Source organism: Bradyrhizobium guangxiense (genome assembly GCF_004114915.1).
Classification (GTDB): domain Bacteria; phylum Pseudomonadota; class Alphaproteobacteria; order Rhizobiales; family Xanthobacteraceae; genus Bradyrhizobium; species Bradyrhizobium guangxiense.
Map to the genome: position 1 here is coordinate 2,777,744 of NZ_CP022219.1, position 18,121 is coordinate 2,795,864.

At 65.1% G+C, this 18,121-nt stretch carries 18 protein-coding genes; 11 read left to right on the forward strand and 7 right to left on the reverse strand.

Annotated elements, in window-relative coordinates; translation table 11 throughout:
• The first annotated feature begins 46 nt into the window (after positions 1-46).
• Genes X268_RS12990 through X268_RS13000 form a run of 3 tightly spaced genes read left to right on the forward strand, consistent with a single transcriptional unit; the run spans position 47 to position 2,462 of the window.
• Complete coding sequence (locus X268_RS12990) at positions 47-421, forward strand: PepSY domain-containing protein (RefSeq protein ID WP_347341910.1); 375 nt, start codon at positions 47-49, stop codon at positions 419-421.
• Complete coding sequence (locus X268_RS12995) at positions 421-1,086, forward strand: response regulator transcription factor (RefSeq protein ID WP_128925326.1); 666 nt, start codon at positions 421-423, stop codon at positions 1,084-1,086. The genes X268_RS12990 and X268_RS12995 overlap by 1 nt, the downstream gene beginning before the upstream one ends.
• A complete protein-coding gene (locus tag X268_RS13000; RefSeq protein WP_128925327.1) occupies positions 1,083-2,462 on the forward strand; it encodes a sensor histidine kinase in 1,380 nt (459 codons plus the stop codon). Before X268_RS12995 ends, X268_RS13000 begins: the two co-directional genes overlap by 4 nt.
• Before the next feature lie 37 nt (positions 2,463-2,499).
• Here the strand turns inward: X268_RS13000 and ppx are convergent, their stop codons facing one another.
• The 4 genes from ppx to X268_RS13020 form a co-directional block, all read right to left on the reverse strand.
• Positions 2,500-4,002 (reverse strand): exopolyphosphatase, encoded by a 1,503-nt coding sequence (gene ppx, locus X268_RS13005; protein WP_128925328.1) that lies wholly within the window; start codon positions 4,000-4,002, stop codon positions 2,500-2,502.
• A gap of 15 nt (positions 4,003-4,017) precedes the next feature.
• Positions 4,018-6,210, reverse strand: coding sequence for an RNA degradosome polyphosphate kinase (locus X268_RS13010; RefSeq protein WP_164938126.1), 2,193 nt, complete (start codon positions 6,208-6,210; stop codon positions 4,018-4,020).
• Positions 6,211-6,370: 160 nt separating this feature from the next.
• Complete coding sequence (locus X268_RS13015) at positions 6,371-7,048, reverse strand: P-loop NTPase family protein (RefSeq protein WP_128925329.1); 678 nt, start codon at positions 7,046-7,048, stop codon at positions 6,371-6,373.
• 129 nt (positions 7,049-7,177) lie between these two features.
• Complete coding sequence (locus tag X268_RS13020) at positions 7,178-7,720, reverse strand: CDP-alcohol phosphatidyltransferase family protein (RefSeq protein ID WP_025035876.1); 543 nt, start codon at positions 7,718-7,720, stop codon at positions 7,178-7,180.
• 155 nt (positions 7,721-7,875) lie between these two features.
• Between X268_RS13020 and purM the strand changes: the two genes are divergently transcribed.
• Together purM and purN are read left to right on the forward strand one after the other, a co-directional pair.
• The gene (gene purM / locus X268_RS13025) at positions 7,876-8,949 is read left to right on the forward strand and encodes a phosphoribosylformylglycinamidine cyclo-ligase (RefSeq protein ID WP_128925330.1); all 1,074 of its coding nucleotides are present in this window, start codon (positions 7,876-7,878) and stop codon (positions 8,947-8,949) included.
• Entirely contained in the window at positions 8,949-9,617 is a 669-nt protein-coding gene (purN, locus tag X268_RS13030) for a phosphoribosylglycinamide formyltransferase (RefSeq protein ID WP_164938127.1), read from the forward strand. The genes purM and purN overlap by 1 nt, the downstream gene beginning before the upstream one ends.
• An 89-nt stretch (positions 9,618-9,706) precedes the next feature.
• Here purN and X268_RS13035 read toward each other — a convergent pair whose 3' ends face one another.
• Entirely contained in the window at positions 9,707-9,913 is a 207-nt protein-coding gene (locus X268_RS13035; protein ID WP_057757870.1) for a cold-shock protein, read from the reverse strand.
• Positions 9,914-10,288: 375 nt separating this feature from the next.
• Between X268_RS13035 and X268_RS13045 the strand changes: the two genes are divergently transcribed.
• Entirely contained in the window at positions 10,289-11,452 is a 1,164-nt protein-coding gene (locus X268_RS13045; protein WP_128925332.1) for an autotransporter outer membrane beta-barrel domain-containing protein, read from the forward strand.
• A gap of 224 nt (positions 11,453-11,676) precedes the next feature.
• Here the strand turns inward: X268_RS13045 and X268_RS13050 are convergent, their stop codons facing one another.
• On the reverse strand, positions 11,677-12,717 hold the full coding sequence (locus tag X268_RS13050; RefSeq protein WP_128925333.1) for a LysR family transcriptional regulator: 1,041 nt from the start codon (positions 12,715-12,717) through the stop codon (positions 11,677-11,679).
• A gap of 71 nt (positions 12,718-12,788) precedes the next feature.
• Here X268_RS13050 and X268_RS13055 point away from each other — a divergent pair, with 71 nt between their 5' ends.
• The 5 genes from X268_RS13055 (at position 12,789) to X268_RS13070 (ending at position 16,419) form a co-directional block, all read left to right on the forward strand.
• A complete protein-coding gene (locus X268_RS13055) occupies positions 12,789-13,406 on the forward strand; it encodes a hypothetical protein (protein WP_164937699.1) in 618 nt (205 codons plus the stop codon).
• Positions 13,393-14,013 (forward strand): GNAT family N-acetyltransferase, encoded by a 621-nt coding sequence (locus X268_RS13060; protein WP_128925334.1) that lies wholly within the window; start codon positions 13,393-13,395, stop codon positions 14,011-14,013. Before X268_RS13055 ends, X268_RS13060 begins: the two co-directional genes overlap by 14 nt.
• Positions 14,014-14,038: 25 nt before the next feature.
• On the forward strand, positions 14,039-14,602 hold the full coding sequence (locus X268_RS13065; RefSeq protein WP_128929241.1) for an isochorismatase family protein: 564 nt from the start codon (positions 14,039-14,041) through the stop codon (positions 14,600-14,602).
• Positions 14,603-14,632: 30 nt separating this feature from the next.
• Entirely contained in the window at positions 14,633-14,803 is a 171-nt protein-coding gene (locus tag X268_RS39375) for a hypothetical protein (protein ID WP_164937700.1), read from the forward strand.
• A gap of 233 nt (positions 14,804-15,036) precedes the next feature.
• Positions 15,037-16,419, forward strand: a complete 1,383-nt coding sequence (locus X268_RS13070) for an aspartate aminotransferase family protein (RefSeq protein ID WP_128925335.1) — start codon at positions 15,037-15,039, stop codon at positions 16,417-16,419.
• Positions 16,420-16,585: 166 nt separating this feature from the next.
• Here X268_RS13070 and rnd read toward each other — a convergent pair whose 3' ends face one another.
• Positions 16,586-17,734, reverse strand: coding sequence for a ribonuclease D (gene rnd, locus X268_RS13075; RefSeq protein WP_128925336.1), 1,149 nt, complete (start codon positions 17,732-17,734; stop codon positions 16,586-16,588).
• Positions 17,735-18,121: the final 387 nt, after the last annotated feature.

Below are 18,121 nucleotides of genomic sequence, written 5' to 3' on the forward strand. Positions count from 1 at the left end.
GAGGCGATGTTGCGGACATTGGCGGAAGGGCCCTGACGAGCCCCTGTTGATCCACGTCAGCGTTTTGTCAGGTCGATTAGGGCATTCTCTGCAAATGCAGCCCGCCAGCTTCCTAGGATTCCTCGCAGTGCCGTTGTTGGTAGGCGTCGCGCTCGCATCGGTGCCGGCGGCAGCAAGCGACCACGGCAAGGGCGCGCCCGAGGCGGTTCGTCGCGCAGTCGAGGCTGGCGAAATCAAGTCACTCGCTGACATTCTCGCATCGGTCCGGGGCAAGCTGCCGGGCGAGGTTGCCGGCGTCGAAATAGAGCGTCAGCGCGGCCGCTGGGTCTATGAGTTTCGCCTCGTCGACGACAAGGGGCGTCTCTACGACGCCTACGTGGACGCACGCAGCGGCGAGATCGAACGCATCAAGGAGAAGTGATGCGCCTGTTGCTGGTGGAGGACGACCGACGGATCGCGGCCGATGTGGAGATGGCGCTACACGCGGCCGGCTATGTGGTCGAGACCGTCCGCAACGGCGAGGAAGCCTGGTTCCGCGGCGATACCGAGGACTACGGCGCTGTCATCCTCGATCTTGGCTTGCCCGGCATGGACGGCCTGGCGGTGCTCAAGCGCTGGCGTGCGAACGGAAGGTCCATGCCGGTGCTGATCCTGACCGCGCGCGGCAGCTGGGCCGAGCGCGTTGATGGTATCGACGCCGGCGCCGATGACTACCTGCCCAAGCCGTTCCGCATGGAGGAATTGCTGGCGCGGCTGCGCTCGATCGTGCGCCGCTCGGCAGGGCATGCCTCCCCACGGATCGTCGCAGGCGACGTCGAACTCGACGAGCGCCAGATGAGGGTGATGCTGCGCGGCGTACCCGTCGCGTTGTCGCCGTTGGAATATCGCCTGATCGCTTTTCTCTTGCACCACCGCGGCCGTGTGGTGTCGCAGCACGAGCTCGACGAGAACGTCTATGGCCACGGCGAGGACCACGAGTCGAACGCGCTCGAGGTGCTGGTCGGCCGGGTGCGCAAGAAGCTCGGCGCCGATCTGATCGAGACCAGGCGCGGCTTCGGCTATCTGGTCCCGGAGACGAGGCCGTGAGCTGGGGCTCGCTGCGGCTGCGACTGGTGGCCGGTGGAGTGGTGGCCATCCTGGTTGCGCTGACCATTGCCGGCGCTGGGCTGACGTTGCTGTTCGAACGCCACGTCACGCGCACCGTCGGCGACGAACTCGACGTTTACGTCAAGCAACTCGTGGCGGGTGTCGATGCCGATGCGCAGGGCAAGCTCGTGGTGGGCCGGCCGCCAGCCGATCCGCGTTTTGCCGACCCGCTTTCCGGCTTGTATTGGCAGGTATCGGACGATGGCGGCCAGATGCTGCATTCACGGTCGCTGTGGGACACGGTGTTGGACCTGCCGCGGGATGAGCCATCGCCCGGCGAATTGCACCGTCACATCATCGAAGGCCCGGCGAACGCCCGGCTCCTGGTCAGCGAACGCCGCGTGCTGCTCACCGTGGGCGATCGCCGCGCGCCGGTGCGTGTCGCGGTGGCGGCCGATCTCGCCCACGTAGCGGCCGCTGCCTCGCACTTCGCCAGGGATCTGGCGCTGGCGCTCGGCCTGCTGGGGCTCGTGCTGGCGGCGGCCACCTCGATCCAGGTCGGACTGGGCTTACGTCCGCTCGACGCACTTCGGCGCGGCGTCGCCGACGTCCGCTCCGGCCAACGCAAGCATCTCCCCGTCGACGTTCCTGCCGAGGTGAAGCCGCTGGTGGAGGAGGTCAACAGCCTGATCGACGCCCAGGAAGGGGAGATCGAGCGTTCGCGCAGCCGCGCCGGTGACCTTGCCCATGGGCTGAAGACGCCGCTCGCCGCCCTCGCGGCCGATGTCGCGCTTTTGCGTCAGCGAGGTGAGCAGGACATCGCCAAGGCCATCGAAGCCGTCGCCGATGCGATGAGCCGTCATGTCGACCGCGAGCTGGCACGCGCCCGGGCGCGGGGCACGGCACGACAGCGCGGCGGTCTTTCCACGCCCCTCAGACCGCTTGTCGAGTCCCTGATGCTGACGCTGACGCGCACGCCTGCTGCGCAGCGGCTTGAATTCAAGACCTGCATCACGGGCGAGCCGAGCGTCCCGCTCGATCGCACGGATCTGGCCGAAGTGCTGGGCAATCTCCTGGAAAACGCCGTCCGTCACGCCAAGAGCCAGGTGCGCATTGGCGCGGCCGCCACCGTGAATCCCGCGATCACGGTCGAGGACGACGGTCCGGGCATCGCCGCCGCCGAACGCGCATGCGTGCTCGAACGCGGTGCGCGGCTGGATGAGCGCGGCGAAGGCGCAGGCCTCGGCCTCGCGATCGTCCAGGACGTTCTGAGTGCCTATGGATGGCAGCTCGTTCTCGCCGACTCCGACCTCGGCGGACTGAAGGCCGTCATCGCGCCGGAGGGCAGCCACGATCGAATGGCTGCTTCCGGTTGATGGCCCAACCGCTGGCTTGTCGCATTGTCACAGTGTGTCAGCGTCGCACGATTGAGCCGGCGCGGCCGATCAGCCGGGCGAGCTGGCGGAAGCGGCTGCCGACGCGGTCGGCGACGAGGTCGACGAGCCGATGCTCGAACACCAGCATCAATTTGCGGCCCTGGCTGCGGAAATGCGTGGCGGGCAAGACGCCCGGACGTGCCGCTGAGATCAGATGTGCGACACGGAAGGCCGCGCCGAGCAGGCGGGCGCGTTCGAGTTGTGCCGGCGTCAGCAGGCCCTGCATGGTGGTCGGTGGTTGGTTTTCCTCGCTGAGACCCGCATAGCGATAGAACACTGACAGGCCGACGAAGGCGCGCTCGGTGTGGGTGATCGCGCCGAAATTGCCGTTGACGACGAGACTGAGCGTCTGCTCGCCGCGGTGATCGGGGTGCACGCGCCAGCCGATGTCGGACAGCAGGCACGCGGTGTGGCGCAAGCGGCGGTCCTCCTCGGTCTCGCGCAGCTTCACCACGCGAGCGAGGCGATCGGTCCAGGCGATCAGCTCGTGGGCATGCTTGGCCGAGCGTGACAACAGCTGGTTCAGCTCTTCTGCTGCGCAGATCAGGCCGTCCTTGTTGCGTTCCGTCTCCGGCAGCTTCTCGTGCAGCAGTCCCTCGCGCACGCCGAAGGTCGAGAACACGATGGTTTTCGGCTTCGCCACGCGGATGATGTGCTCCAGCACCAGCGCCGCATAGGTGAGGAGCGGGCGGCGCGCGTCCGCAACGATCTCGATGTCGGCGAGCATGTTCGCCGCCGCCAGGCGCCGCAGCCTGCGGGAGAAGTCGAGCGCTTCGGCCGCGGACAGCGAATAGCCGTGCATCACCTGCAGCGGATAACCGCTCTGGATGATGTGAATGCGCGCGAGTGCGCGCCAGGTGCCGCCGACCGCGTAGAAGGTGCGGCCGCGGCCCGCGGTGAGCTGCGGCACCTCGTCGAGCTCCTCGCGCACGATGCGGTCGGCGCGCTTGAGCGATTTGTGCGCCAGATCCTGGAGCGCGAGCCCGCCGAGCGGCAGCGTCACGCCGCTGCGCACGCTGTTCTTGCGAACGTCGATCAATTCGAGCGAGCCGCCGCCGAGGTCGCCGACGATGCCGTCGGGATGATGAATGCCGGAGATCACGCCGAGCGCCGACAGCCGCGCCTCGCGCGGACCGGAGAGGATCTCGATCTTGACGGCGCAGATGCGCTCGGCCTTGGCGATGAAATCGGGGCCGTTGGAGGCGTCGCGGCAGGCCGCGGTCGCGATCGCGAACACGCGACCGACCTGCATCACGCGGCACAATGCTCGAAAGCGCTTGAGCGAGGTCAGCGCCTTGTCGACGGCGTCGGGGGCGAGCAGGCCGGTGCTCTGCACCTCACGCCCGAGGCCACACAGCGTCTTCTCGTTGAAGATCGGAATGAGACTCCGCGTCAGTCCCTCGTAGACCACGAGACGAACCGAGTTGGAGCCGATGTCGATGACCGCGACGCTCGAGCCGCGCTTGCGCGGCCGCTTCACGTCGGAAATCCCCGATCAGGGTTGATGGCGTTCGTTCCGGCGCGTGAGACGACGCGGAGAGGATTCCTTGAGCGACTTTCCACGGCCAGACAGACTCGGATTTGTCATGAAGTAGTTGTGGACGTTGAAAGGCTCCTCGCCCTTCGCGGCCTTCATACGCGTTGAAGACCCGTCCGGCAACAATTGCCAGCTCTGCTCATTGTCTTTCAGGTTGGCGACCATGATCTGTTCGAGAACCTGCTGATGCACCGTGGGATTTTGCAGCGGACACAGCACCTCGACGCGGCGGTCGAGGTTGCGCGGCATCATGTCGGCGGACGAGATATACACAGCCGCTTTGGCGCTCGGCAGGCCCTGGCCCATGCCGAAGCAGTAGATTCGGCCGTGTTCCAGGAAACGTCCGATGATCGACTTGACGCGGATGTTCTCGGACAGGCCCGGAATACCGGGGCGCAGGCAACAGATACCGCGCACCACGAGCTCGACCTGCACCCCGGCCTGGGAGGCCTCGTACAGCGCGTCGATGATATCAGGGTCGACCAGCGCATTCATCTTCATCCAGACCGCGCCGTGCCGGCCGTGCCGCGCATGCGCGGTCTCGCCCTGGATGTGCTCGATGATGCGCTTGCGCAGGGTCAGGGGCGACACCGCCATCTTTTCCAGATCGCTCGGCGCGGCGTAGCCGGTGATGAAATTGAACACGCGTGCGGCATCGCGGCCGATGGTCGGATCGGAGGTGAAGTAGGAGAGGTCGGTGTAGATGCGTGCGGTGACCGGATGATAATTGCCGGTGCCGGTATGGACATAGGTGGTGAGGCTGCCGCCCTCGCGGCGCACCACCATCGAGAGCTTCGCATGCGTCTTCAGTTCGAGGAAGCCGTAGACGACCTGCACGCCGGCGCGTTCGAGATCGCGCGCCCAGCGGATGTTGGCTTCCTCGTCGAAGCGCGCCTTCAGCTCGATCAGCGCCGTGACGGATTTGCCGGCTTCGGCGGCTTCCGCGAGCGCGCGTACGATCGGCGAGTTGTTTGAGGTGCGGTAGAGCGTCTGCTTGATCGCGACGACATCAGGGTCGCGCGCGGCCTGCTGCAGGAACTGCACGACGACGTCGAAAGATTCATAGGGGTGATGGACGACGAGGTCCTTCTGCCGGATCGCGGCAAAGATGTCGCCGCCGTGCTCGCGGACGCGCTCGGGGTGGCGCGGCACGTAGGGCGTGAATTCGAGGTCGGGACGGTCGAGGCGGGTGAGCTGCGAGAGCTCGTTCATCGCCTGCACCCCGTCGACCAGGAAGACCTCGTCATCGGCTGCCGACAGCGCGTGCTGAACGAAGCTGCGCAGCTCCTCCGGCATCTTGGCGTCGATCTCGAGCCGGATCACAGATCCGCGCCGGCGGCGCTTGAGCGCCGTCTCGAACAGGCGGACAAGGTCTTCCGCCTCTTCCTCGATTTCGAGCTCGGAGTCGCGGATGATCCGGAAGGCGCCCTGGCCGTGCAGATTGTAGCCGGGAAACAGGCGGTTGATGAACAGGGAGGTCGCCTGCTCCAGCGAGATCAGCCGAACGATCTTGCTGTCGGCCGGCAGGCGGATGAAGCGATCGATCTTGCCGGGCATGCGGATCAGCGCGTTCATCTGCTTGCCGTCAGCCGCACGCGTGAGCTGGAGCGCAATGGTGAAGCCGAGGCTCGGGATGAACGGGAAAGGGTGGGCCGGGTCGATCGCCAGCGGGGTCAGCAGCGGGAACACGTTGTTGAGGAAGTAGTCCTCGATCCAGGTCCGTTCCGCCTTGGTGACGTCCTTGCCGTCGACCAGCACGATGCCGACATCGGCCAGCGTGCCGCGAAGGTCGCGCCAGATCGCCTGCTGGTCGGAGGCCAGCTCGGAGACGGTGCGGTTGATCAGCGCGAGCTGCTCGGACGGGGTCAGGCCGTCGGGGCTGCGTTCGGCAATGCCCTCGCGCACCTGGGCCTTGATGCCGGCGACGCGGACCATGAAGAACTCGTCGAGGTTATTCGCGGAAATCGACAGGAATCGCACCCGCTCCAGCATGGGGTGACTGGGATTGACCGATTCCTCCAGGACGCGGCGGTTGAAGTGCAGCCACGACAGCTCCCGGTTGATGAACCGCTCGGGGCTCGATGCGATTGCCGGCAGACCCTCGGCTTCCGGAGCTTTTTCTTTAGTTTCAACAGCTTGCGCAGAGTCCATCAGAAGTCGGTCCATCCTGTCTCGCCTAACCTTGCGACCTACGCGCAAAACCCGCGGGAGCATGTGTTACAGCGATGACGTTTCGATGACATTGATGTTCCGCGGCCTCGCGGCGTCAAGCAGAGTTCGCGCAAGCCTCCTTGGCGGTGGGCGGCGCGGCTCAGGCGTCCCGGAGCAGCTCGGCGGCCAGCGCCCGTGTGACGGGGCGGCCCAGCCGAAGGGCCTCGCTGTCGAGCAGTTCGACGGCCCGGCGGGCGGCGGCCGAGGACCGCTCCAGGCGGTTGGCGAGATATCCGACCACGCTCTCGTCCACGGTGAGCTGGCGGTCGGCGCAGAATTTGACGATCAGGCCGCGGAACAGCTGGTCGTCGGGCGGCAGCAGGGTGACCACCGGCACGGCGCGCAGACGCGAGCGCAGGTCACGCAGCTCGATCTGGAGCGAAGCCGGGACCTCGCGTCCGGTGAAGAGCACGTAGGCGCCGTCCTCGCGGGCGAGATTCATCAGGTGGAAGAGGGCGCGTTCGTCGAAATTCCCGGCCCTCAGATCCTCGACCACCAGCGCGCCGGTGGCGAGCGCGCCCGGAACGCTTGCGGCCGTCAGCACGTTGGCGGCGGTCGAGCGGGCGCCGGATATTTCGGCCCAGATCGCGGCGAGGTGGCTCTTGCCGCTGCCTTCCGGGCCCGCGAGCCACATGATCCGGTTCGGCCATTCCGGCCAGCTGTCGATCAGGGCGAGACCGGCCGCGTTGGCGGGGCCCTCGAGGAAGTTGTCCCGGCTGAGGCTCTCCGCATGCGGAAGCGCAAACGCCAATTGTCGGGGATGGACGCGGCCTGCCACGCTTGCTTTGCTCCATGCCGGCGCGCCGGCCCTTCTGAAGAGAATTCGACTTAGTCGAGCGGAGTTGGCCTTTTGCGAGGCGCTTCCCCTCTCATTTGGCCTCGATCGTGCTACTTGGCCTCTATCGTGCTACTTGGCCTCTATTGTGCTCATGTGCCGCAGCCACTCGACCAGATAGAGCGACACCGAGGAGAGCGTGAAGACCGTGACGAGGCCCATCAGGATGATATCATAAGGGGCTGGCTTGAAGCCGAACGCAAGCGCGGCTAGCACCAGGGCCGCGAACGCCACCTGTGCGACAGTGTTGAGCTTGGACACTTTCGACGGCTTCATCTCGACGGGCCGGTCGAACAGCCAGGACACGATCACGGCGGCGACGATCATGATGTCGCGCGAGACCACCAGGATCACGATCCAGCGCGGAATCGCGCCCCAGATGCCCAAGGCCATGTAGATCGAGACCAGCAGGGCCTTGTCCGCGAGCGGGTCGAGCAGGGCGCCGAGCTCGCTCGTCATGTTGAAGCGCTTGGCCAGGAAGCCGTCCACGGCGTCGCTGATACCGGCGATCAGGAAGACGGCGAACGCGACCTCCATTTGGCTCGACACGATGGCCCAGACGATGATGGGGACCAGCATGATGCGGCCCAGGGTAATGATATTCGGAATACTCACGAAAGCGCTTCCCGGCACCCGGTCTGACCTCGAATCCGGCCCCCTGGGAGGCTGAACCGGTTGATATCTACATAGTATAGGGCGGTGCGCCATGCGAGCCATTGCGCGTCCCCGGAATTCGACGTAACCAGCCGCAAACCCACTGGAAATCGGGCATGACCGACCGCAAAAACGGCCTCACTTACGCCGATTCAGGCGTCGATATCGACGCGGGCAACCGCCTGGTCGCCCTGATCAAGCCGATGGTGCGCGCCACCGCGCGTCCCGGCGCCGACGCCGAAATCGGCGGCTTTGGCGGCCTGTTCGACCTCAAGGCAGCCGGTTTCAAGGACCCCGTCCTGGTGGCCGCGACCGACGGCGTCGGCACCAAGGTCAAGATCGCGATCGAGACCGGGCTGCATGGCGGGATCGGCATCGACCTCGTTGCCATGAGCGTCAACGATCTCGTGGTGCAGGGCGCCGAGCCGCTGTTCTTCCTGGACTATTTCGCCTGCGGCAAGCTCGACCCGGAGGCCACGGCGGCGATCGTCGCGGGCGTCGCGGAGGGCTGTCGGGAGTCCGGCTGCGCCCTGATCGGCGGCGAGACCGCCGAGATGCCCGGACTCTACAAGGACGGCGATTACGACCTCGGCGGCTTTGCCGTCGGCGCGGCCGAGCGCGGTACGCTGCTGCCGCGCAAGGACATCGCGGCGGGCGACGCCGTGATCGGTCTCGCCTCGTCGGGCGTGCATTCCAACGGTTTCTCGCTGGTGCGCAAGATCGTCGAGCAGTCCGGCCTCGGCTTCGAGGCGCAGGCGCCATTCGCGCCGGTCATGACGCTCGGCGGTGCGCTGCTGACGCCGACCAGGCTCTATGTCAAATCCTGCCTGCGCGCGATCCGGGAGACCGGCGCGGTGAAGGGGCTCGCCCACATCACCGGCGGCGGCTTCACCGACAACATTCCGCGGGTGCTGCCGAACAACCTCGGCGTCGGCATCGATCTGGCGCGCCTGCCGGTGCTGCCGGTGTTCAAATGGCTGGCCGCGCAGGCCGGCATCGCCGAGCTGGAAATGCTGCGCACCTTCAACTGCGGCATCGGCATGATCGCGATCGTCGAGCCGGACAAGGTCGACAAAGTGATCGAGGTCTTCACCGATGCCGGCGAGACCGTGGCGCAGCTCGGCACCGTGATCCCGGCCGAGGGCGAGCACCGCGTCGTCTATAACGGCCACCTCGACATGGCGCTATGATGACTGGCGCCGTGACGAAGCGCCGCGTCGCCATCCTGATCTCCGGTCGCGGCTCCAACATGGCCGCGCTGATCAAGGCCGCAAGCGCTGCGGATTTTCCGGCCGAGATCTCGCTCGTCATTTCGAACAGGACCGATGCGCTCGGACTCGAGCGGGCCAAGGCGGCCGGCGTCAACACGCTGGTGATCGAGAGCAAGCCGTTCGGCAAGGACCGCGCCGGCTTCGAGAAAGTACTGCAGGCCGCGCTCGACCAGCACGGCATCGAGCTGATCTGCCTCGGCGGCTTCATGCGCCTGTTCACGGCCGAGTTCACAAAGGCCTGGTACGGACGGATGCTCAACATCCATCCCTCGCTGCTGCCGTCCTTCCCCGGCCTCGACCCGCACGGCCAGGCCCTGCGCGCCGGCGTGAAGCTGTCCGGCGCGACGGTGCATTTCGTGATCCCCGAGACCGATGCCGGCCCGATCGTGATGCAGGGCGCGGTTCCCGTCGGCGACCACGATACCGCCGACACGCTGTCGGAGCGCATTCTCGAAGTCGAGCACCGCATCTATCCCGAAGCACTGCGGCTGCTTGCCACCGGCAAGGTCCGGATCGAGGGCGATGTCTGCAGGACTGCGGGCAGTGCGGCGTCGGAGAATTTTCTGATTGCGCCGGTGGTGAGCTGAGGCGCGTAGCCTCGCGCGCGGTCTTTCCAAACAAAATCCCCCGGCAGAGCCGGGGGCAACGTCATCGTCTCTCACAAGCGTGAGAGACGTCAGGAGACCTTGAGGTTCTCCGCGGATGTCTTGCCGCGGTTCTCCACGAGGTCGTATTCAACCACCTGGTTCTCGTTGAGGGTGGAGAGTCCGGCACGCTCGACTGCGGAGATATGGACGAACACGTCCTTGTCGCCGCCGTTCGGCTTGATGAACCCATAGCCCTTGGTCGGGTTGAACCATTTGACGGTGCCCTTTTGCGGCATCGCTAGTCTCCTCCACTAGATAGAAAAAAGACGCGGCCGCTTTTTCGCGTGCCACGCCACAAACGGGCTTTCGGAAGTCTGTTCAGATATCAACGTCACGAAACGCACAGCCAAGCGGCCAATTCCCGATTGTGTCCGATATTGCAACATGAAAATCGCGCGTTAGCAAGCCGCGCCCTATTTTCAAGAACCAGGGCGGGTACCATCGTCTGCTATTTGCGACCTGTGGCCGGGGAACCACAATGGAGGGCAATAGGCTCGGCGACAGCGTGCCAAGCGGTTGACCCTCCGTGGCAGTTCGGCACAAATCGCCGCACACGCGCGTCGCGCGTATTGCATTTTTGCGGACCGCCATTGGCTTCGGGATTTGTCGTCATGCGCTGCAGGTCGCAGCCCTCCGGGATACGGCCGACGAGCGGGCTCGACCGCGTCCGCCGGGTCGCCGCAGCGATCGCGATGGCGTTTGCGATCGTCGTGACGATGGCAGCCGCATCGCCAGTCCTGGCACAAAGCCCGACGCCCACGCCGACCCCGACGCCCACGCCGTCACCAACCCCGATCCCGGTGCCATCGCCGACATCGACCAATTACGACCAGTCGACCGGCAGCAGTGCGCTCAATCTCGGCTCGAATTTCCTGGAGCGGCTCGGCAACCAGGCATCGGGCGGTGTCAACCGGGCGTTCCGGACCAATCCCGGCGGCGGCGGTGCATCGGCGAGCACCGAGGATCCGCGCTACCGCACCTGGTTCGAGGGCTACGGCATCTCGGTCCGCGCCGACCCGCAAGGGGACTTCGTCGGCGACAAGCGCAAGACGGTTGGCGGAGTCGCCGGCTTTGGCGCGCGCGTGGCTCCCGGCATCAATCTCGGCTTCTCCGTCGACCAGAGCCACACCGACGTCGACGTGCCGCTGGCGCTGCAATCGGCGACGCTCGACCTGACGCAAATCGGCTTCAACGGCTCGGTCGACAAGGGGCCGTGGACCTGGGCGTTTGCCCTGGTGCACGGCTTCGGCAAGGTCCGCTCCAGTCGCGACACCGGCCTTGGCCTTGCGACTGCAGGCTATCGCGCCACGATCGACGGCGCGCTGACCGAGATCAGCTATTACTGGACCAAGGACCAGCTGCGCATCGTGCCCAAGGGCGCACTGGAATATGTGCGCGCCACCAGCGCGGCGTTCCAGGAGACCGGCGGCCTCGATCCGCTCAACGTCGGCTCGACGACGCTGTCGCGCGCACGCGTCATGATCGGGGCCGAGATCGGCCGCTACTTCATCATCGACCAGAAGGTCCTCGACCTCTCCGCCTACGGCAAGTTCGTCGACAATTTCCACCAGGACCTCGGATCGATCCAGGTCAGCCTGGGGACCCAGAGCATCGTCGTTCCCGGAATCGGCGAGAGCCGTTACGGCGCAGATGCCGGCGCCTCGGCTTCACTCAGCCTGACCAGCGTGGCGCGGCTCTACGTCAATTACGACGGCAAGTTCCGCAGCGCGCTGACGTCGCATCAGGGCACCGTCGGCTTCGAATATCGATGGTGAGCGGAAGCTAAAGCATGATCCGTAAAAGTCCGAAGCGGTTTTCCGGAAAGATCATGCACAAACAACTACCTAAAGCGCGATGACGATTCATCTAAATCTAAATCTCATCGCGCTTAAGAGCCATTTCCGCTCCGATGCGATCGGAGCGGGGCTCTACATTCTCGTTTGACGCGTTTTCTTCACGCGAACCGAGTCCACTTCGCTCGAAAACGCTCTCGCCCCGCCTATGTCGGGGTCGTCGCGACATATCCCGCGACCCCAAACCCCTCACGCGCGGCCGTCATCATCGGCACCAGCGCGTTCGGGTGGATGAACTCGTCGCGGAAGCAGGGGTAGGTTCTGGGATCGAAGATCTTCTTCAGCCAGTCCACCACGATCTTGTGGCGCTCGGAGGTTCGGAATTCCCGGTGATAGGTCAGCCAGAGATCGGCGTGGTGGCTGACGCCGAGATCGACGGCGATCAGCGGCGCGCCGAGCGCGATCGAGACCGTCGGCAGGAAACCGATGCCGGCGCCGCGCTCGACGGCATAGAGCACGCCGACCGAGGAATTGGTCTTGATCCCGACGATGCCCTCGAGCGACTTCAGTCCGAGCACGCGGGCATAGGCGCCGTCGTCGACCTGCGGCGCGCTCTGCTTGATGATGCGGTGGTTCTTCAGCTCCGCCAGCGTCGCCGGCACACCGTAGAGATCCTCGTACTCCTTGGAGACAAAGGGGTAGATGTGGAGACGGCCGAGCTTGGCGACGATCAGGTCGGGATTGGTCGGCGGCTCCAGCTGGATCGCGATGTCCGATTCGAGCCGTGCGACGTCGGCCTGCTCCATCGCGCAGCGCAGATCGACGGTGATCCTGCGGTAGGTCTTCTGGAAGTCGATCAGTCGCGGCAGGATCCAGAAATTGCCAGGCCCCTCCGTCACCGCGACACGCACGGTGCCCGCCGTGTCGTTGGACGATCGCGCGGCGCGGCGGAAGACGTTGAAGGCATGACGCTCCATATGCGCAACGTCAGCGATCATCGCGGTGCCTTCATCGCTGAGCGTGAGCCCGCTCTGGTCGCGCAGGAACAGCTTGCAGCCGATGCTCTCTTCGAGCCGATCGATCCGCCGCATCAGCGTGGTGGAAGTCAGCCCGAGCTCCTCGGCGGCGTTGCGAAAACTTTTATATTTTGCGCAAGCTAAAAACAGCTTCAAATCGTCCCAGGACGCGTCCAGGATTTCTTCACGGCGCTGCGTCACCGCAGCACCCCGGTGCAATAACTGCTGCATACTCCTGATCCCCAGCCGCTAAGCTCATCGGCATAGCGGGGCACGAAAGCCTCGAACGATAGAGGCGTGATATGAGTATGGAAAGGGGCTCGTTTGCCGCAAGGCATGATTTCGATGCCTTGCCGCTGAGCTCCGATGTCGATGTGCGCTGCGCGCAATTTGCCGAAATTGCCGCGCTTGCGGAGATGGCGCACCGGCTGGTGCCGGGCGTGCGGATCGGGGCAGCCGAGCTTGCGCGATACTTCGCGTTCGATCCGCAGAGCATCCTGACGTTCAGCCGGAAGGGCCGGCTCGTCGGCGGCATGGCGTTCCTGTTTCTCAATGACCGCGGGCACGATGCGCTGCTCCTCGACGAGATCTGCCTCACGGCGCCCGAGGCGCAGTATCTGGCTTCCGCAAAGGAAGATGTCGCCGCCATCTACATCTGGGCGATCGCGACGACGGGGCGTGGCATCGCTGGTCTCGGCAAGGCTGCGGCGCATCTCAGACAGCTAAGGTTTCGCGGCGCGGATTGCTATGCGCAGCCGTCAACGGTGGCCGGACGCGACATCATGAAGGCGACGGGCTTCGTGCCGGTCCCGAGCTTCCAGCCCGACCTCTGGTGCTACGAGCGGCCCTGGCATCGGCAGCCGATGGGCATGCCGGGCGCGATCATCCAAGCAAGGAGTTTTGCAGATGCACGGTACTAGGATTCCTGTCGCCAAGCCCTGTTCCCGCGCCATCACGATCCGGCTTGCGCGCGATCCAAGCGATCTCATGCTGGTCACCGCCATCCGCTCCGCGGTCTATCTCGCCGAGCAGGATTGTCCGTTCGAGGAGGAATTCGACGGCAACGACATGGTCGCGGCGCATTTCATCGGCTTCGTCGGCAACGAGCCTGCGGGCTGCCTGCGGGGGCGCTTCTTCGGCGACTTCGCCAAGGTGGAGCGGCTTGCGGTGCGACACCAATATCGGCGCTCGCGCGTCTCGTTCAAGCTGGTGCAGGCGAGCGTCGACTACGTGAAGCGCAAGGGCTTTCGCAAGATCTACGGTCAGGCGCAGGACAGGCTGGTCGATTTCTGGGCACATTTCGGCGCCAAGCCGCTCGGCCATAATCGCAAGATCACGTTCTCGGATTTTTCCTACACGGAGATGCTGCTGGAGATCGAGCCGGGCCCGGACGCGATCACGCTGGACAGCGATCCCTATGTGATCATTCGTCCCGAGGGCGATTGGGACCGGCCGGGCGTGCTCGACGCCTCGGCAGGGCGTGCGGTGACCTCACCGCTGCGGGACCTCGCGCTCGCCGACCGCTGAAATTGGTGCAGCCTTGCGCAAGACAATGCTGGATTCCATGCACGATGATCCGCCGATCCTGGTCTGCGCGGATCTCCAGATCGAATATCTGACCCCCGGGCGTCGCCACGTCATCCTCGACGGCGATGCCGCTACCGCGCGCTGCCTGGAACTTCTGATGCTGTGGCGTGGCAATTTGTGGCCGGTGATGCATCTGAAGCGCATCGCGCAGGCGGCCTGGTTCAATCCGGCATCCAGGCTGACCGATTGGATCGCGGAGACCAAGCCGCGACCGGGAGAGCTGACGTTCGAGCATCCGCTGCCGTCTGCCTACAGCTCGTCGCGGTTTGTGGACTACATGTCCAATATCCGTAATGTGCGCTGTATTCTGATTGGTTTTTCCCTGGACGAAACCATTCTGGCCACCGCCGTCGACGGGTTTCATCGCAGCCATCGCTTCCAGGTGGTCACTGATGCCGTGGCTTGCCGGCAGCCGGGAACGGGCGATGCCGCCGCCTACAAGCATGCGGTAGTGAATGTCATCGGGAATTTTGCTACAGTTCAGTCCAGCGCCGAACTGATCAGAACCAGCGGCGTCGTTGCGGCGTAGGCAGCCGCGACCGGTGGACGGGGTGAAAGATTGTCACGGGGAGACGAGCTCAAGGAGCTGGCGAGCGATCTGTCGCATGCCGTCGAGAAGGCGCGCAGGCTTGGTCTGCCGACGACGGTCTACCTGCTCTCGATGGCGCTGGTGGAGGTGAGGGAAGCCGCTGCCGGCGCGGACGATGGGCATGACGACGACGCGGCGTGAGAGCTGCCTCGAATTCGGCTCTGTCCGGTGCGGTCCTGTCACGTGCGGCTACCGTCTGCGCGGCGTTGCCATGCGCTGCTGTGTCATCTGCGGCCTTGTGCAACGCTGCTGAGCGCTTGCTGCCGACGAATTGGCGTTGCAAGTTCTGCGCTGTCGCAATAGCCAAGGTAGTTGATCATCGAGTGATGACGCCGGCTACGCCCGCGACATGACGATTTCAAGGATCTTCGCAAATGTCCATGCTGCCCAATTCGCAAGAGGCCCGGGATGTGGCCTACCAGCTCCATCCCTACACCAACGCGCGCACGCATCAGCAAGCCGGCCCCCTGGTGATCGAGCGTGGCGACGGTCCTTACGTCTTCGATGCGTCCGGCAAGCGCTATTTCGAGGCGATGGCCGGCCTGTGGAGCGTCGGGCTCGGCTTCAACGAGAAGCGGCTGGGCGAGGCCGCCCACAAGCAGATGCAGGCGCTGCCGTTCTATCATACGTTCTCCGCCAAGTCGCACGGGCCCTCGATCGACCTCGCCGAGAAGCTGGTTGCGATCGCGCCGGTGCCGATGAGCAAGGTGTTCTTCACCAACTCCGGCTCGGAAGCCAACGACACTGTGCTGAAGCTGATCGCCTATCGCTCCAACGCGCTCGGCCAACCGCAGCGCAAGAAGGTGATCAGCCGCCTGCGCGCCTATCACGGCGTCACCATCGCCTCGGCCAGCCTCACCGGGCTGCCCAATAATCCCCGCTCGTTCGACCTGCCGCTGCCGAACATCCTGCACACCGGCTCGCCGCATTTCTACAAGGACGGCGCGCCAGGCGAGAGCGAGGAAGCGTTCGCAACGCGCCGGGCCGAGGAGCTCGACGCGTTGATCCAGAAGGAGGGGCCCGACACCATCGCGGCCTTCTTCGGCGAGCCGGTGATGGGGGCGGGCGGCGTCATCGTGCCGCCGCCGACCTATTGGGATAAGATCCAGAAGGTCCTCAAGAAGTACGACATCCTGTTGGTAGCCGACGAGGTGATCTGCGGCTTCGGCCGCACCGGCAAGATGTTCGGCTGCGAGACCTACGGCATCAAGCCGGATGCGATGGTGGTCTCCAAGCAGATCACCTCGAGCTATTTCCCGCTGTCGGCGATCATGTTGAACGAGCGCATGTTCGAGCCGATCGCCGACGAGAGCAACAAGATCGGCGTGCTCGGCCACGGCTTCACCGCCGGCGGCCATCCGGTCGGCTCGGCCATTGCGCTCGAAAACCTCAAGATCATCGAGGAGCGTGGCCTGGTCGCGCATGCCGCCGAGCTCGGCGGCTATATGCAGGGCCGCTTGCGCGAGCTCGCCAGCCACCCGCTGGTCGGTGAGGTCCGTGGCGTCGGCATGATCGCGGCGATTGAGCTGGTGCTCGACAAGGGCCGCAAGACAGCGGCCGCGACGCCCGGCGCGGTCGGCGGCATCGCCAGCCGCATGCTCCAGGAGCGCGGTGTGATCTCGCGCAACATGCTGGACGCCATCGCCATCTGCCCGCCGCTGATCGTCAACAAGACTGAGATCGACGACCTGGTCGCGTCGATCTCGGGTGTGCTGAACGACATGAAGGGCGAAGTGGCAAAGCTGACCCCGGCGTAAGCGGCGGCATCGGAGATGATGGACCCTCACCCTGAGGAGCGCGCTCTTTGCGCGCGTCTCGAAGGGCGAGGCCAAGAGCCGGACCTTCATCCTTCGAGACGCGCGTTCCGCGCTCCTCAGGATGAGGGACGGGCTCTGCTATCGTTGCAATGAACGCGCGGGTCGCCTACGCCCGCTGGACCCCGATCACGCGGCCTTTCTCGATCGCCAGGGCCAGCTCGCCGCGCTTCAGCTTCAAGGCGGCATCGCCGAACAGCTCGCGGCGCCAGCCGCGCAAAGCAGGGACGTCGGCCTCGTCATCGGCCGCGATCTCCTCGAGATCATCGACCGTCGCGATCACCTTGCTGGCGACCGCGTGGCGCTCGGCGGTCATGCGCAGCAGCACCTTCAAAAGCTCGACGATGGCCGCGCCATTGGAATTGTTGCGCGGCTTCTCCAGCTTCGGCAGCGTCGAAAAATCCCGCGCCAGCCCGCGCTCGACCGCGGCGACGATGTCCGCGCCCCATTTCGACTTCTCGAACCCCTTCGGCACCGAGCGCAGATGGGCGAGCTTTTCCAGCGTGGTCGGCGCGTGGGTCGCAATGTCGGTGATCGCCTCGTCGCGCAGCACGCGGCCGCGCGGCACGTCACGGCTCTGCGCCTCCTGCTCGCGCCAGGCCGCGACCTCCATCAGCACCGCGAGGTCCTTCGGCTTGCGCACCCGCGTCTTCAGCCGTTCCCAGGCGCGCTCGGGATGGAAGTCGTAGGTCCTGGGGGAGGTCAGGACTTCCATCTCGATCGAGACCCATTCGCTGCGGCGGCGCTTCTTGAGGTCGGCGTCGAGCGCTGCGAATACGTCGCGCAGATGCGTGACGTCGGACACCGCGTAATGCATCTGCTCCTTGGTCAGCGGCCGGCGCGACCAGTCGGTGAAGCGGTGGGTCTTGTCCGGGCGGTGGCCGGTCACCTTCTCAACCAGGGCGTCATAGGCGATGCTGTCGCCGTAGCCGAGCACCATCGCGGCGACTTGGGTGTCGAACACGGGATGCGGGATGATGTTGGCTTGATGCCAGATGATCTCGATGTCCTGGCGGGCGGCGTGGAAGACCTTCAGCACGCTCTCGTTGGCCATCAGCTCGAAGAACGGCTTGAGATCGATGCCGGCAGCCAGGGTGTCGATGACGACGGCTTCCTCGGCGCTGGCCATCTGCACCACGCACAGCAGCGGGTAGTAGGTGGTCTCGCGCAGAAACTCGGTATCGACGGTAATGACGGGATGCTTGGCCAGCCGGCTGCAGGCAGCCGCGAGGTCAGCGGTGGTGGTAATCAAATCCATGAACGGCCCATGACACTTGGTATCAGCCGTTCTGCCGAAAGTGCTGTGATGTCAAGGGGCTCGATGCGAATTCGAGCCTTGCATCCAGTCTGGAATCGCGTTTTCCGACCAAATTCCTATTCGTAGCGGATCCGGTGCGAGGATTTGCGGGCGCAAGGCAGCGCGACCACGACCACGCACATGGCAACCAGCGCCAGTCCCAGGAACTCGAAAACCAACAGATCCACGGCGAAATCTCCAGAAACATTGATAGATTTGTCGGGGGTGCGTTGAGGGTCTGTTAATTGCAATGGTTACCGGCGGCAGGCACGGCCGCATGGTGGACGCCGGGTTAATATGATTGGGGCGCCCTAAACGATTTCGGCGCCCCGCTTGACGGAGCGCCGA